The organism is Saccharothrix sabaoui (genome assembly GCF_051756985.1).
GTDB lineage: Bacteria > Actinomycetota > Actinomycetes > Mycobacteriales > Pseudonocardiaceae > Actinosynnema.
In genome coordinates this window covers 15178-31781 of the sequence record NZ_JBPKJK010000023.1, presented here as the reverse complement: position 1 = coordinate 31781, position 16604 = coordinate 15178, and the positions used below count along the sequence as shown (strand labels likewise).

At 76.6% G+C, this 16604-nt stretch carries 7 protein-coding genes; all 7 read right to left on the bottom strand.

What is annotated here, in order from left to right:
• Positions 1–22: 22 nt before the first annotated feature.
• The 7 genes from ACR807_RS09650 to ACR807_RS09620 are packed head-to-tail and all read right to left on the bottom strand — an operon-like array spanning position 23 to position 16602.
• Positions 23–1030 carry a 3-deoxy-7-phosphoheptulonate synthase gene (locus ACR807_RS09650; protein ID WP_438920886.1) on the bottom strand — a complete coding sequence of 336 codons (1008 nt, stop codon included), beginning with the start codon at positions 1028–1030 and terminating at the stop codon, positions 23–25.
• Positions 1023–2429 carry an MDR family MFS transporter gene (locus ACR807_RS09645; protein WP_438920885.1) on the bottom strand — a complete coding sequence of 469 codons (1407 nt, stop codon included), beginning with the start codon at positions 2427–2429 and terminating at the stop codon, positions 1023–1025. The genes ACR807_RS09650 and ACR807_RS09645 overlap by 8 nt, the downstream gene beginning before the upstream one ends.
• Positions 2426–12775 (bottom strand): non-ribosomal peptide synthetase, encoded by a 10350-nt coding sequence (locus ACR807_RS09640; protein ID WP_438920884.1) that lies wholly within the window; start codon positions 12773–12775, stop codon positions 2426–2428. Before ACR807_RS09640 ends, ACR807_RS09645 begins: the two co-directional genes overlap by 4 nt.
• Positions 12776–12807: 32 nt before the next feature.
• Positions 12808–13584, bottom strand: coding sequence for an ABC transporter ATP-binding protein (locus tag ACR807_RS09635; protein ID WP_438920883.1), 777 nt, complete (start codon positions 13582–13584; stop codon positions 12808–12810).
• Positions 13581–14603 carry a FecCD family ABC transporter permease gene (locus tag ACR807_RS09630; RefSeq protein ID WP_438920882.1) on the bottom strand — a complete coding sequence of 341 codons (1023 nt, stop codon included), beginning with the start codon at positions 14601–14603 and terminating at the stop codon, positions 13581–13583. Before ACR807_RS09630 ends, ACR807_RS09635 begins: the two co-directional genes overlap by 4 nt.
• The gene (locus ACR807_RS09625; RefSeq protein ID WP_438920881.1) at positions 14600–15598 is read right to left on the bottom strand and encodes a FecCD family ABC transporter permease; all 999 of its coding nucleotides are present in this window, start codon (positions 15596–15598) and stop codon (positions 14600–14602) included. The genes ACR807_RS09630 and ACR807_RS09625 overlap by 4 nt, the downstream gene beginning before the upstream one ends.
• Entirely contained in the window at positions 15595–16602 is a 1008-nt protein-coding gene (locus ACR807_RS09620; protein ID WP_438920880.1) for an ABC transporter substrate-binding protein, read from the bottom strand. The genes ACR807_RS09625 and ACR807_RS09620 overlap by 4 nt, the downstream gene beginning before the upstream one ends.
• Positions 16603–16604: the final 2 nt, after the last annotated feature.

Genomic DNA, 16604 nt, shown 5'->3' with positions numbered 1-16604 from the left:
TCGCCGGGCGGCGGGACGGCGCCTACCTCCGGGCGCGGGACGCGCGGGCCAGGGCGTGCAGCAGGGGCAGGGTGTTGTCCCAGCCCAGGCAGGAGTCGGTGACGCTCAGGTCCGGGCGCAGCCGGTTCGACGCCGGGTCCTGCCTGCCGTCCGACAGGTAGGACTCGATCATCACGCCCACCAGCCCCCGGTTGCCGTCCTCGACCTGCGCGGCCAGGTCGGCGACCACGGCCGGTTGGCGGCGGTGGTCCTTGCCGCTGTTGCCGTGCGAGGCGTCGACCACCACGCGGGGCGGCACGCCTGCTGCGGACAGGGCGGCCAGGGCCCCGGCCACGTGCGCGGCGCCGTAGTTGGGCGTCGGGCCGCCCCGCAGGACCAGGTGGGCGTCGGGGTTGCCGGTGCTGCGCAGGGTGGTGAGCCTGCCGTCGGCGGCCACGCCGGGGAACGCGTGGGGCAGGCCGGCGGCGCGGATCGCGTCCACGGCGGTGTCCAGGCGGCCGGAGACGCAGTTCTTCATGCCGATCGGCAGGGGCAGCCACGACGCCAGGTGCCGGTGCGGCTGGCTGGCGACGGTGCGCGCGCCCACCGCGCCCCACGTGACGACGTCGGCCACGTAGTGGGCCAGCACCGGGTCGACGAACTCGTAGGCCAGGGGCAGCCCGGTGGCCGCCGCCTCGGCCAGGAACGCCCGGCCCAGCCGGACGCCGGCCGCGATGTCGCCCTTGCCGTCGAGCGTCGGGTCGGGCAGCAGGCCGGTCCACCCGGAGACGGTGCGCGGCTTCTCCAGGTAGGCGCGCATGACCACGACGAGGTCGTCGGCGAAGCGGTCGGCGGCGCCCTTCAGCAGGTGCGCGTAGTCCAGCGCCGCGACCGGGTCGTGCACGGAGCAGGGGCCGACCACGACGAGCAGCCTGGGGTCGCGCCCGGCGAGCACGTCGGTGACGGTCTCCCGGTGCCGGGCCACCGCCCCGGCCACCGAGTGGGCCGAGGCGACCTCGCCGGGTGTGGGCAGGGTGTCCTGGTCAGGCATCTGAGTGGCCCTTCTCGTGAACGGGGCGGGGCAACCTCGTCGCCCCGAGTGCTGCCACCAGGGCGAAGCCGAGCACCCACCAGAAGGTGTCGGCGAACGCCGCGGGCGTGTCCGGTCCGCGCGCCGCCAGCCGGCTGCCGAGGACGACGGCGAGGACGGCGGTGCCGACGGAGCCACCGACCGTGTTGAGCAGGTTGAGCGCCCCGGCGGCCCGGGGCAGCCGGGCCGGTTCGATCCGGCTGTAGACGATGTTCATCACCGGTGCGCCGATCATGGCCGCGCCGGCGCCGCGGACGAGCAGCGACAGCACGATGACGGCGTCCGGCAGGGCGTGGTGGAGCTGCGTGAACGGGGCGGTGCCCGCGGCCACGAGCGCGATGCCGGTCAGCACGAGGGTGCGCGGGGCGACGGTGTCGACCGCGCGGGTGACGAGGACCGACCCGACCGCCGCGCCCAGGCCCTGCGGCGCGAGCAGCAGCCCGGTCTCCCAGGCGGACAGTCCGCCGCCGGTCTGGAGGTACAGCGGCAGCAGGAACATGGTGCCGAAGACGGAGGCGCCGAGGACGGCCAGCGCGAGCGCCGCCACGCCGAACGGCGGCCGGGTGAACAGGCGCGGGTCGATCAGCGGCGTGCCCCGGGTGCGCAGGCCGTGCACGACGAACCCGACGAGCATCGCCGCGCCCACCGCGACGGCGGAGGCGGACACCGCGGCCGGGACGGCCTGGTCGACGGAGGTGAGGCCGAAGACCAGCACGGCCAGGCCGGGCGACAGCAGCAGCGCGCCGCGCACGTCGAAGGGCGTGCGCCCCTCGGCGGGCGGCACGGCGGGCACGGTGCGGCGGGCGAGCAGGATCGCCGCCGCGCCGATCGGCAGGTTGACGTAGAACAGCCACGGCCAGTCCGCGACGGCCAGGACCGACCCGCCGGCCAGCGGCCCGAGGACCGGGGACAGCAGCGGCACCACGGAGACGACGCCGAGCACGCGGCCGATCCGCTCGCGGCCGGCGGCGCGCGCGAGCAGGGCCTGGCCGGTCGGCGGGAGCAGCCCGCCGGCCAGGCCCTGGAGCACCCGGAACGCCACCAGGCTCGGCAGCGACCAGGCCAGCGCGCACAGCAGCGAGGCCAGCAGGAACACCGCCACCGCGGTGATCCACACCCGTCGGCCGCCGAACCGGTCCGCGAGCCACCCCGAGGCGGGCACGGCGGTGACCACCGCGAGCAGGTAGGCCGTGGTGACCCACTGGATGTCGGTGACCCGCGCGCCGAACCGGTCGGCCAGCGCGTCGATGCCGACGGAGACGATCGTGCTGTCCAACGTGGCCATGAACGTGCCGAGGACCAGGGTGAACGCCGTGCGCCACAGCGCCGCGTCCACCTTGGCCGCCGTCGGCCCGCTCACGGCGTCGGCTCCCCGACGAGGGCGGACAGGTCCGCGTCCAGGTGGGCGGGCAGGTCGTGCAGCACGCGCAGCAGCTCGGCCGCCAGCGCCTCGACCTCGGTGCGCCCGAACAGCCCGGCCTGGTGGCCGAGGACGCCCGTCCAGGCGCCCCCCTCCGGCACGACGGTCAGCGTCACGGGGTGGTGCGTGCGCTCGCGGAACCGGGTGCCGGTGACGGTCAGGCCGGGGGCGGGTTCGCGCAGCCGCGCCGGGTCCACCGGGTAGTTCTCGAACACCACCAGGCTGTCGAACAGGCGGTCGCGGCCGGTCAGCCGCTCCAGCTCGGGCAGCCCGACGTGGTCGTGCTCCGCCATGGCCCGCCGGCGCGCCTGGGCGTCCGCCAGCGCGTCGGACACGGTGCCGGTGAACCGGACGCGCACCGGCACCGTGCCCGCGACCAAGCCGATGATCTCCTCGACGCCCTCGACGTCGGCGGTCCGGTTGGCCACCATCGCGCCGAAGCACACGTCCCGCCGCCCGGAGCGGGCCGCGAGCACCGCCGCCCACGCCCCCTGGAGGAGCGCGTTCGGGGTCAGGCCGCGCCGCGCCGCCTCCCGCGTCAACTCCGCCACCAGGGGCGCGTCGACCCGGAACAGCACGGGGTCGGCCGCGCCCACGACCACGTCGCGGCCCCGGGTCAGGTAGTCGCCCTCGGGCAGGTCCGCCAGTTCCGCCCGCCACGCCCGCAGGTGCTCCGCCCGGTCCAGCGTGGACAGGTGGCGCAGGTAGCGGCTGAACGGCACGGGCTCGGGCAGCGCGCCACCGGCGTAGAGCGCGAACAGCTCGGTGAGGATGCGCGGGGCCGACCACCCGTCGGACAGCACGTGGTGGCTGGTCAGCACGAGCACCTGCCGCCCCGGGCCGGACCGCAGCACGGTCAGCCGGAGGGGCGGGCCGACGGCCAGGTCGAACGGCTCGGCCAGGTCGGCGTCCAGCGCGCGGTCCACGTCGTCCACGTCGAGCACGCGGAACGCCGGGCGCGGGTCGCGCGGGACCACCTGCACCGCGGGCGACGGCGGGAACACCGCGCCGAGGTTCGGGTGCCGCCGCAGCAGGGCGTCGCCCGCCGCGCGCAGGGCCTCGACGTCGAGCGCGCCGGACAGCGTGAACGCCGCCTGCACGGTGTACGGGTCGTCGGCGTGCGCCCGCGCGTGGCGCAGCACGACCTGCTGCAACGGGGTCAGCGGCAGCACGTCGGCCACCGGGTACCCGGCCTCCAGCGCGTCGATCGTGGCCTGGTCGAACGGGACCAGGGGCAGGTCGGACGGCGTGAGGCCGGCGCCCGCCACGGCCGCCGGGTCCTCGGCGATCCGGGTCAGCGCGGCGGTCAGGGACCGGGCCAGCGCCCCGATCCCCGCCTCGGTGAACAGCGCGGCGGGCCAGGTGAACCGGATGCCGAGCGCCTCGCCGGCGCCGTCGTCGCGGGCCAGGGCGTTGATCATCAGCGAGTGCGGCAGCGGCAGGTCGTCACCGCCGCCCGAGCCGAGCGGGTCGGCGTCCGCCGGGGCCTGCCACGGGACGTCCCCGGCGGGGCGGGCGGGGAAGCGGCCGAGGTAGTTCCAGCTGATCTCCGGGGCGCAGGCGGGCGCCTCGTCGCCGAGGACGCCGTAGCCGAGGCCGTCGCCCGCGGCGTGCAGCTGCTCCTTGACCGCCTTCAGCGCCGCGGCGACGCCCCCGTCCGGCACCTCCACCCGGGCGGGGTGCACGGCGGTGAACCAGCCGACGGTCTGGGACAGCTCGACCGGGCCGGAGCGGTCGGGCGCGTGCGGCGGGCGGCCGTGGCTCTCCAGGGCCACCAGCAGGTCCGGGGCGGTGCCGCGCCACTCCGCCACGGCCAGCGCGAGCGCGGTGAGCAGCACGGTGTCCGGGGTGGTGCGGTAGGCGGCGGGCAGGGTGGTCAGCACGGTCCGCGTCGTGGCGGGGTCCAGGTGGACCACGTGGTGGACGGCGGTGGCCGCGGTGTCCCTGGTCGGGTCCGGGGTCGTCGCGGCCGGCGGCGCGGCGGCGACGTGCCGCCAGTGCGGCAGCTCCGCGCGGCGGTGCGGCCGGGCGTCGCGCAGCGCCGTCGCCCAGCCCAGGAAGGACTGGCCGTGCCGGGTCAGCGGCCGGCCGGTCCCGTGGACGTGGGCGATGTCGTCGAGCAGCACGCGCCAGGACACCGCGTCCACCGCGGCGTGGTGCGCGACCAGGACGAGCCTGCCGGGGCGCTGCCCGGCGTCGACCCAGGCGGCGCGCAGCAGCGGGCCGGTGCGCAGGTCCATCCGGGCGCGGGCGTCGGCGACGTGCGCGTCGGCGGCCGCGCGCGGGTCGTCGCCGGCGGCCACCCGGGTGAGCACGTCGGCCCCGGTCACCGCGCCGACGGCGGGGATGCGCAGCACGTCGCCGGCCAGGTGGGCGCGCAGCACGTCGTGCCTGGCCAGCACGGCGTCGAACACCGCGTGCCAGGTGGCGAGGTCGCCGCCCGCCGGGACGACCACCTCGACCCACTGGCAGAACCGGTCGGCGGACGCGCCGGAGCGCCGCAGCAGGTCCCGCAGGACCGGCGTCAGCGGGGCGTCGCCGGTCGCGGGGGCCTCCTCGGTCTGCTCCGCGCCGCCGCAGCGGGCGGCGATGCCGGCCACCGTGCGGCCCTCGAAGACGTCCCGCGCGGTCAGGGACAGGCCCTCGCGCCGGGCCCGGGAGACCACGCGCAGCGACACGATGCTGTCGCCGCCGACGTCGAGGAACGCGTCGTCCAGGTTGACCTCGTCGGTGCCCAGCACCTCGCGGAACACGGCCAGCAGCACGGTCTCGGCGTGCGTGGCCGGTTCCCGGGCCGCCGCGGAGGCGCCCGTGCCCGGCGCGGGCAGCGCGGCCCGGTCGAGCTTGCCGCTCGGCCCGAGCGGCAGCCGGTCGAGCAGCACGAACGCGGACGGCACCATGTGGTCGGGCAGCTCGGCCGACAGGTGCTCGCGCAGCGCGTCCGCGCCGGGTTCGGCGCCGTCGGCGGGGATCACGTAGCCGACGAGCCTGCGGTCGCCGGGCCGGTCCTCGCGGACGACCACCGCGCACGCCCGCACGTCGGGGTGCCGGGTCAGCACGGTCTCGATCTCGGACAGCTCGATGCGGAACCCGCGCACCTTGACCTGGTGGTCGGCGCGGCCGAGGAACACCAGCTGCCCGTCCGGCCGCCAGTGCACCAGGTCGCCGGTGCGGTACATGCGCTCGCCGGGCGGGCCGAACGGGTCGGCGACGAACCGCTCGGCGGTCAGTCCGGGGCGGTTGAGGTAGCCGCGGGCCAGCTTCGGCCCGGCCAGGTACAGCTCGCCGGTCACGCCGACGCCGACCGGCAGCAGGCCGCCGTCGAGCACGTAGGCGCGCACCTCCGGGTCGGGTCGCCCGATGGGCAGCGGCCCCTCGTCGTCCGGGTCGTAGTGCCAGGTCACCGAGTTGATCGTGACCTCGGTCGGGCCGTAGGCGTTGAACAGCGCGCGGCGCCCCGCGCCCCAGCGGCGGGCGAGCTCGGGGTCGAGGCGTTCCGCGCCGACGACGAAGAACACGTCCGGGTCGACCGTGCGGTCGTCGGGCACGGCGGCCAGGAACGACGGCAGCAGGTTCACGCCCGTGCAGCGCTGCTCGGCGATGTAGTCCACCAGCTCGTCACCGGGCACGCGCACCTCCTCCGGCGCGATGACCGACGTGCCGCCGGACAGCAGCGGCAGCATGAACTGCCAGAAGGCCACGTCGAAGCTCGTCGAGGCGAAGTGCAGGTACCGCTCCCCCTCGCCGATGCCGACCACGTCCTCCTGGAGGGAGATCAGGCTGGGCACGCCCCGGTGCGGCACGGCGACGCCCTTGGGCTTCCCGGTCGTGCCGGAGGTGTAGATGACGTAGGCCAGCGAGTCCTCGGTGAGGTCGCGGCGGGCGTCGACCGGGTCGGCGTCCCACTCCGCCGGACCGTCCAACGTGGACGGTCGGGCGAGGTCGAGCACGGGCAGCCCGGACAGCACGACCGGCGCGTCCCCCGCGGTCACGGCGGCGGTCGGCGCGGCGTCGCCCAGCATGTGCGCCAGCCGGTCCTTCGGGTAGTCCGGGTCCATCGGCACGTACACCGCGCCCGCCTTGAGCACGCCGAACAGCGCGACGACCATCTCCACGTCGCGGCCGAGCAGCACGGCCACGGCGTCCTGCGGTCGCACGCCCCGGTCGAGCAGGGCGTGCGCGAGCCGGTTGGCCCGCCGGTCCAGCTCCGCGTAGGTCAGCGACCGGTCGCGGCACACCACGGCCTCCGCGCCCGGCGTGCGGTCCACCCACGTGGCGAACTCGGCGAGGCAGCCGCCGCGCTCGCGGGTCGGCTCGGGGCCGCGGCCCATGGCCAGCACGCGGTCGCGCTCCTCCGCGTCGAGCGCGGCGAGCCGGGCCACCGGCCGGTCCGGGTCGTCGACGATCCCGTGCAGCAGGGTGCGCAGCCAGCGGCCGTAGCCGCGCACGGTCCCCTCGTCGAACGCGTGCGGCTGGTAGCCGAGGCCGACGACGATCTCGTCCTCGGGGATGACGATGACGGTGAGCGGGTAGTGCGTGGCGTCGGTGATGTCCACGCCCACCAGGTCCAGGCCGGGCGCGAGGGGCGTGCGCCGCCTGCTGGAGAGGGGGAAGTTCTCCATCACCAGCATCGTGTCGAACAGCTCGCCCACCCCGACGGCCCGCTGCACGTCCGGCAGGCCGACGTGGTGGTGCTCGCTGAGCGCCACGCTCTCCTCGTGCACGCGGTCCAGCAGCCGGGCGACGGTGTCGCCGGGCTCGTACCGGACGCGCACCGGGATGGTGCCGCCGAGCTGGCCGATCATCGCCTCGACGCCGTCGACCTCGGCGGGCCGGCCGGAGACCGGGCAGCCGAACACGACGTCGCGCCGGCCCGTGAGCCGGCCCAGCAGCACGCCCCACGCGACCTGGAGCACGGTGGTCGGCGTGATCCCCCGGTCGCGGGCGAACGCGCGCAGGCGGTCGCTGAACCCCTCGCCCAGGCCCACGGTCACCCGCTCGGGCCGGTCCACTGCGGACGCCGCGCCGGCGGGGGCGAGCCGGGTGCCCTCGTCGACACCGGCCAGCGCCCCCTTCCACGCGTCCAGGGCGGCGTCGTGGTCGCGGTCGGCGAGCCAGCGGTGGTACTCGGCGGGCGACGGCGCGACGGGCGCGGCCGGGCCGCCGCCCAGCTCGGCGTAGACCGCCAGCAGCGTGCGGCCGACCAGCGGCATGGACCAGCCGTCGAGCAGGGCGTGGTGGTTGGTGATGACCAGCCGGTGCTCGTCCGCGCCCAGCGAGCACAGCAGGAAGCGGATCAGCGGCGGCCTCGTCGTCGTGAACGGGCGCTCCAGCTCGGCGCGGCAGTGCTCGGTCAGCAGGTCGTCGCGCCGGGGCTCGGCGCGCAGGTCCACCTGCCGCCAGTCGAGCGTGACGTCCGCCGGGACCACCTGCACGACGTCGCCGGCGGCCGTGGTGTGCAGGTGGACGCGCAGCGCGGGGTGGCGGCGCAGCAGCTCGGCGGTCGCGGCCCGCATCCGGTCGGCGTCCAGCTCGCCGCGCAACAGGGTCATCGCCTGCACGACGTAGACGTCGGCGTCCTCGTCGCCGCGCACCAGGCTGTGGAAGGACAGCCCGACCTGCAACGGGGTCGCGGGTAGCACGTCCTCGACCCGGCCGTCGCGTTCGAGGGCGTCGATCGCGGCCTGGTCGAGCGGGACCAGCGGCAGGTCCGAGGGGGTGAGGCCGCCGCCGCCGGTGCCGATGCGCCCGGCGTGCGCGGCCAGCGCGCCCAGGGCGGTCGCCCACGCCTCCTGGAGCCCGGCCACGGCGGCGGGCGGCAGCACCAGGCCGGCGGCGGTCCACTCGACCGCGATGCGCGGCGCCCCGTCCCCGTGCGAGCCGTCCCCGCGGCCCCCGTCCCCGCGCGCCCCGGCCTCGTGCACGAAGCAGTTGAGCGCCAGCACCTGCTCCAGGGCCTTGCCCGCGGGCTCGACCACGGCGAACGGGTCGTGCTCGGGCAGCCGCCACCCGGTGCCGGGCAGCGGGGCGAACCGGCCGAGGTAGTTCAGCAGCAGGTCGGGCGGCGGGACGGCGGCGAACCCGTCCCGCGTCTCCGGGTCCAGGTGCCGCAGCACGCCGTACCCGACACCGCCGTCTGGCGCGGCGCGCTTGGCCTCCTTGGCCGCCCGCAGCAGCCGCCCGGCGGCGTCACCGCCCGCGAGCGCGTCGGCCAGGTCCGCGTCGGCGCGCACGGCGTCGGCGGGCACCCGCACCGGGTGCTCGGAGGTGAACCAGCCGACCGCGCGGGACAGGTCGGCACCGGGCGCGAGCTGCTCGCGGCCGTGGCCCTCGACGGTGACGGTCACCGCGTCGCGGGCCTCGCGCACCCACAGCCGCACGGCCAGCACGAGCGCGGCCAGCAGCACCTCGTCCACGCCGGCGCGGTAGGCGGCGGGCAGGGCGTCCAGCACGGCGGCGGTCACCTCGGGCGACGCCGTCGTGGTGCTCCGGTCCGCGGTGGCCACCACGTCGACGGCCTGGTCCAGTGGGCGGGCGCCGATGCCCTCGTACCCGGCGGCGCGCCGCCAGTGGTCCAGCTCGCCGCGCCGGGCGCCGGTCTCCCCCTGCTCGGCGAGCAGCAGCGCGTGGCCGCGCCACGACGTGCCGGCGGGCGCGAGCGGGCCGCCCGCGCAGGCCGTGCGCAGGTCCGGCAGCAGCACGCGCCAGGACACGCCGTCCACGACGAGGTGGTGCACGACCACGACGAGCCGGTCCGGCGCGTCGGCGGGGGTGCGCACGAGGGCCACCCGCACCAGGTCGCCCGTGCGCGGGTCGAGGGACGCGGCCAGCCGTTCGGCGAGCGCGGTCACCTCGTCCTCCCCGGCGGTGACCTCGTCCACCGCGGCGGTCACCGCGCCGCGCGGGCGCACCACCAGGCCGTCGCCGGTGACCAGCAGGCGCAGGGCGTCGTGCCGGTCGAGCACGGCGGCCACGCCCGCCACCAGGTCGTCCAGGGCGAGGGGGTCGTCCACCCGCACGGCGGTCCACTGCGCGTACCCGGCGACGTCGGCCACGTCGGGGTTCGCGTCGAGCAGGGCGCGCACGATCGGCGGCGCGGGCACGGGGCCCGTCGGGTCGTCGACCACCGGGGCGGGTCCGCCGTCGACCTCGCGGCCCGCCGCGGCGAGCGAGGCGAGGGAGCGGCGGGCCAGCAGGTCGCGCGGGCGCAGCTCCAGGCCGCGCGCCCGCAGCCGGCTGCTGACGCTGATCGCGGTGATGCTGTCGCCGCCCAGGGCGAAGAAGTCGTCGTCCACGCCGACCCGCTCGGCGCCCATCACCTCGGCGACGACCGCGCACAGCAGGCGTTCGCGCTCGGTGGACGGCGCGCGACCGCCGCCCGCGGCCCTCGGCGCGGGGAGCGCGGCGCGGTCCAGCTTGCCGTTGGCGGTGACCGGCAGCTCGTCCAGCACCACGACCGCGGCGGGCACGAGGTGGTCGGGCACCCGCTCGGCGAGGGCCTCCCGCACCGACTCGGGCGTCACGGTCGCCCCGGCGCCGGGCACGACGTAGCCGACCAGCCGGGCCGGGCCGCCGTCCGCGCGGACGGTCGCCGCGGCGGCGCTCACACCGGGCACCGCGCCGAGCGCGGCCTCGACCTCGCCGACCTCCACCCGGTGCCCGCGGACCTTGACCTGGCCGTCGCGCCGGCCCAGGTACTCCACGCCCCGGCCGGGCACCCAGCGGGCCAGGTCGCCGGTGCGGTACATCCGGTCGCCCGGCCCGCCGAACGGGTCGGCGACGAACCGCCCGGCGGTGAGGCCGGGGTCGCCCAGGTAGCCGCGGGCCAGGTGCGGCCCGGCCAGGTACAGCTCGCCGCGCTCGCCGTGCGGCACCGGCTGGAGCGCGTTGTCCAGCAGGTAGGCGCGGGTGCCGGACAGCGGGAAGCCGATGGTCGGCACGTCGCCGTCGAGGCGGGCGCTGGTGCTGTCCACCGCGGCCTCGGTGGGGCCGTACATGTTGCGCGCGGCGACGCCGGAGCGGACGACCCGCCGCCACAGCGCGGGCGGGGTGGCCTCGCCGCCGAGCACGAGCAGCGCGGGGCGGTGCTCGTGCTCGGCGAGCAGCAGGCCCGCGTCCACGAGGGGCGCGGCCATCGACGGCGTGGTGTCCACGACGTCGATCCGGTCGCGCCGGTAGGCGTCGAGCAGCGCGTCGGCGTCGCGGGCCGTCTCGGCGTCGTAGAGGTGCAGCTCGTGCCCGCACAGCAGCCACGACAGCTGGTCCAGCGCCGAGTCGAAGGCGAACGAGTAGGTGTGCGCGACGCGCAGCCGCCTGCCCGCGGCGCGCTCCGCCTCGGCGACGGTGGTCGACCGGTGGTGGTGCAGCAGCGCCAGCAGGCCGCCGACCCGGCCGAGCACGCCCTTGGGGCGGCCGGTCGAGCCGGAGGTGTGGATGACGTACGCCAGGTGCTCCGGGTCGCGGTCCACCGGGGACGGCCCGGAGACCGCTCCCCCGTCGTCGTCCGGGGACATCCGCGCCACGCCGTCCGGGACGGCGCCGGCCGTCGCCGGGGTGCACAGCACGAGCACCGCGCCGGTGTCGGCGACCAGGCCGCGCAGCCGCTCCACCGGGTGCTCGACATCCAGCGGCTGGAAGGCGGCCCCGGCGTCCAGCACCGCCAGCAGGGACACGACGAGGTCGACCGAGCGCGGCAGCGCGAGCGCCACCACGTCGTCCGGCCCGACGCCCCTCGCCCGCAGCGCGCACGCCAGGCGGCGCACCCGGGCCACGAGGTCGCGCCCGGTCAGCCGCTCCCCGCCGTGCACCAGCGCGGTCGCGTCGGTGTCCAGGTCGTCGAGCAGCGCGGTCACGTCGCGCGGCGCGCCCGGCAGCGGCGGCGTCGCCCACTCGCCCAGCAGCGCGGCCCGCTCCTCGTCGCCGACCAGCGGGACCCGGCCGATGGCGGGCGCGTCGGCGGAGGTGCAGGCGGTGAGCAGGGTGCGGAACGCGGTCAGCTTGCGCTCCACGGCCGCCTGGTCGTGGGTGCGCGCGTCGACCTCGAAGCCGAGCAGCAGGCCGCCGTCCCGGGTGGGCAGCACGCTGAGGCCCATGTCCTCCGGCGGGCCGCCCGCGACGTTGCGCATCACGCCGGTGGCGCCCGCGAAGTCGAGGGTCAGGTCGAACGCCTTGAGGTTGATGCCCCGGCCGTGCAGCAGCGCGCCCGCGCCGGGCACGGCCAGGTCGCGCGGCAGGTCCTCGCCGCGGTAGCGCTGGTGGGCGCGCATCCCGCGCATCACCCCGGCCACCCGCCTGCTCAGCTCGCCCAGGTCGTCGTCGCCGCGCGCCTCCACGCGCAGCGGCAGCACGTTGACCGCCATCGCCGGGGTGCGCAGGCCGACGCCGGTGCGGCACATCAGCGGCAGCGCGAACACGACGTCCGCGCGGCCCTGCACGCGGTGCAGGAACGCGGCGTAGCAGGCGATCAGCGCCTCGCCCCAGGTGACGCCCGCGCCGTCGGCGAACTCCCGCAGCCGGGCCACCTCGTCGGCGGGCACGACGGCGCGGGCGGTGACGGTGCGGTCGGGCGGACCCGAGGCCGCCGCGTCGTCCACGTCGAACTCGGGCAGCGGCGTGAGCCGGTCCAGCCAGTAGGCCCGGTCGCGCTCGAACTGCTCGCCCTCCCGGTAGGCGCGGTCGGCGGCGACCAGGTCGGCGAACCGGCCGAACGCCGGCTTCGGCGCGGGGGCGCCGGCGGCCAGCGCGGTGTGGTGCGCGGCCGTGCGGCGGGCGAGCATGGCCGCGGTGTAGCCGTCGAACACGAGGTGGTGGCCCAGCTGCGTGTACCAGACCTCGCGGTCGGACAGCCTGATGACGGTGCACGAGAACAGCGCCCGGTCGACCATGCCCCGGCACGCCTCGGCGACGCGCGCCCGTTCGGCGACCACGAACGCCTCGGCGGCGGCCCTCGGGTCGGCCTCGCCGCCCAGGTCCACGACCGCGGGCAGCGGCACCGGCTCGTCGGACACGACCTGGCGCGGCCCGGCCGGGGTGTCGAACACCCGCAGCCGCAGGCTCTCCGCCTCCTCGAACGCGGCCCGCACGGCGCGGGCGACCAGCCCGGGGTCCACCCGCTCCCCGCCGGGCGCGGCGGTGATCTCCACGACGTCGCCGACGACGTAGTAGGGCGAGTCCGGCTCCAGCCGCTGCGCGTTCCAGATGCCCAGTTGGGCGCCGGTGAGGTCGAGGACCGCGTCGACCGGTGTCACGTCCGCGGTCGTCGGGCGCTGGGCGTGGGCAGTGCTCAACTCGTGCTCCTGGGATCGGGGGTGCGCCGCGCTCAGAGCGACGGCACGACCATGGGTGTGCCGGTCACCGGGTCGGGCACGACGATGCTGGGCAGGTCGAAGACCTCCTTGACCAGCTCGGCGTCGACGATGTCGGCGGCGGCGCCCTGGGCGACGACCCGGCCGCCCTTCACGGCGACCAGGTGGTCGGCGTACCGGCACGCCTGGTTGATGTCGTGCAGCACCGCGATGACGGTGCGGCCCTCGTCGCGCAGCCGGGCCAGCAGGGCCAGCAGCTGGTACTGGTGGGCGATGTCGAGGAACGACGTGGGTTCGTCCAGCAGCAGGTAGGGCGTCCGCTGGGCCAGCACGACGGCGACCCACACGCGTTGCCGCTGCCCGCCGGACAGCTCCTGCACGGGCCGGTCGGCGAGCGCCGTGACGTCGGCGGCGGCCATCGCCTCGACGACGGCGGCCTCGTCCTCCTCGGACCACGTGGACAGCAGCGACTGGTGCGGGAACCGGCCCCGGGCGACGAGCTGCCGGACCCGGATGTCGTCGGGCGCCACCGGGTCCTGGGGCAGGAAGCCCAGTTCCCGGGCCAGCGCCTTGCTCGGGTACGAGCCCACCTCGCGGTCGTCGAAGAGCACGTGCCCGTCGGCCGGGCGCAGCAGCCGCACGAAGGCGCGCAGCAGGGTCGACTTGCCGCAGGCGTTGGGCCCGACGATCGCGGTGAACGCGCCGTCGGGCACGTCGAGGTCGAGCCGCGTGGAGACCACGCGGTCGCCGTAGCGCAGCGTCAGGTCCCTGGCGGTCAGGCGCGTGGTCACGCTCTCCGCACCTCCTTGGTGAGCAGCCAGATCAGGTAGCAGCCGCCGATGGCCGTGCTGACCACGCCGACGGGCAGGGCGACGGGCGCGAGCAGCACCTGGGCGACCAGGTCCGCGCCCTGGAGGAGCACCGCGCCGGTCAGCGCGGCGGGCAGCAGCGGCACGCCGGGCGCGCGGGCCAGCCGCCTGCCGATCTGCGGCGCGGCCAGCGCGATGAACGCGATGGGCCCCGCGACGGCGGTGACGGTGGCCGTGCAGCCGACGCCGATGAGCACGAGCAGCAGCCGCAGCCGGTCCACGCCGACACCGGTGGTGACGGCCATCTCCTTGCCCAGCGCGTCCTGGTGCACCGCGTGGGAGCGCAGCACCAGCACGGCCAGCAGCACGGCGATGACGGCGAACGGGATGCGCACGTCCTCCCAGTCGACGCCGTTGAGGGAGCCCGCGCTCCACCCCACGGCGGCGATGGCGACCTCCAGCTCCGCCCGCAGCACGATCCACGAGTTGACCGCGGTCAGGACCGCGTTGACCGCGATGCCGATGACGACGAGCCGCAGCCCGGACAGCCCGCCGCCCGAGGACAGCAGGTAGACGGCCGCCGCGGCGAGCACGCCGCCCACCACCGAGGCGGTGGTCAGCTGCGCGGACGTGCCGGACAGCACGGTGATCGCGACCAGCGCGCCGGTGTAGGCGCCCGCGTCCAGGCCGATGACGTCCGGGCTGCCCATGGGGTTGCGGGTGATGTTCTGGAAGATCGCCCCGGCCACGCCGAGCGCCGCGCCGAACACCAGGCAGGCGAGCACGCGCGGCAGCCGCCACTCGCGGATCACCACGCTCGACCCGCCGCTCGACCCGGTGAGCGCGGCGAACACCTTCGCCGGGTTCGCCCACGTGGCGCCGTAGGACAGGCCGAGGAACCCGAGGCCCAGGACGACCACGGTCATCGCCGCGACCAGCACCAGCGTCCGCCGCTCGACCCGGACCGAGACCGGGCCGCGGCGCAGCACGACCGCGCTCACAGCGCCGCCGCCCCGTACCGCCGGACCGCCCAGATCAGCACCGGGCCGCCGAGGAACGCGGTCACGACCGCGACCGGCACCTCGCCGGTCGGCAGCAGCACCCGCGACCCGATGTCGGCCAGCAGCAGCAGGACGGGGCCGAGGACGGTCGCGTAGACCACCAGCCACGGCACCGAGCTGCCCGCCATCCGCCGCGCCAGGTGCGGCACGATCAGGCCGACGAACAGGATCGGGCCAGCCACCGCGGTCGCCGCGCCGGCCAGCACGGTGGTCAGCACCAGCGTGGTGACCCGGACGCGGGCGACGTTCGCGCCCAGCGTGTGCGCCACGGTGTCGCCGAGCGCGACCGCGTTGAGCTGCCTGCTCAGCAGCAGCGCGCCCGCCACCGCGACGGCGATGGCGAGCAGCGGCAGCGTCGTCGGGGCCTGCTCGCGGCCCGCGAGGGACCCGACCGACCAGAAGCGGTACTCGTCGAACACGTCCGGCAGCACCAACCTCAACCCCAGGGACACGCCCGCCAGCACGGAGCTGAGGGCGACGCCGGTGAGCACCAGCCGCAGCGGCGACCGGCGGCCCACCGAGTACACGAGCACGGCGGCGACCACCGCGCCGAGCACGGCGAGGACCAGTTCCCCCGCCGCCGACGCGGTGGCGCCCAGCGCCGAGCCCACGGTGATCGCGAACCCGGCCCCCGCCGTGACGCCGAGGACGCCGGGCTCCGCCAGCGGGTTCCTCGACAGGACCTGCACGAGCACGCCCGCGACGGCGAGCGCGGCGCCCGCGCCGACGGCCAGGACGGCGCGGGGCAGCCGGATGTCGCGGACCACGACGTGGTCGCTCGACCCGTCGTGGTCCAGCAGTGCCCGCACGACCTCGGCCGGGGCGACGGCGTGGGCGCCGATGCCGACGCTGATCACCGCCACCCCGATCAGCACGGCCAGTGCGGCGACCAGCAGCACGACCCGTGCGCCCGGCAGCCGGCGCGTGGCGGTCACTTGGTCAGCAGCGGCGCGAACGCCTCGTCGACCGCGTCCAGCGTCTTCATCGCGGAGCGGTAGGTGGCCGCCTCGGTGTAGCGGAACGGGAACGTCTTGCCGGCCTTGACGGCGGGCAGTTCCTTCCACAGCGGGGAGTCCATGACGTACTGGACCGGGGCGGGGACCTTGCCGTCGGCGGCGACCGAGTAGGTGATGGCGTCGGCCTCGCTGAACGCCGCGGTCAGCTCCTCGATGGACGGGTACTCGCTGACGTCCTTCGAGCCGCCGCCCTTGACCTTGACCTGGCCGTAGTAGGTCGCGCCGGCGTCCTGGGCGACGTTGGTGCCCCAGGAGCCGTTGAACTCGCGCTGGAAGTTGCCCTTGGCGACCTCGCCGTACGCGCCGACGTGGCCGAGCTTCAGGGTCGGCAGCACGGCGGCGTACTTGTCCTTGAGGCCCTTGGCCTTCTCCTCGTACTCGGACTTCACCGCGTCGAACGCGGACAGCGCGCCCGCCGCGTCGGCCTGCTTGCGGGACAGGTCGCGCCACGCCGACGGCACCGACGGGCCGATGGCGACGACCGGCGCGATGGCCTCCAGGCGCTTGAGGTCGATGTCGGCGAGCACCGGCTTGGGCACGCCGATGACGATCAGGTCCGGCTCGGCCTGCGCGATGGCCTCGTAGTTGGTCTCGGCCGCCGACTCGCCCGCGACCTTGGCCAGCTCCTGGTACTTCTTGAGGTCCTCCGCGCTCATCAGCGGCTCGCCGCGCTTCCACGAGGAGATCCCGACGAGGGGCGCGTCCGCCTCCAGCAGGGCGGGCACGGCGTACCCGGTGGCCACCACCCGCTTGGGCGAGACCGGGATCGTGATGTCGCCGTTGTCGGCGGTGAAGACCCGGGTCGTGGGCTCGGCGGAGGCCGGCGCACCGGTGCCGGCGTCGTCGGCGGAGCCGCAGCCGACGGCGGCGACGAGGGTGAACGCCAGCGCGGCGGCGAGGCGGGGGGTTCTGGCGATGGACATCG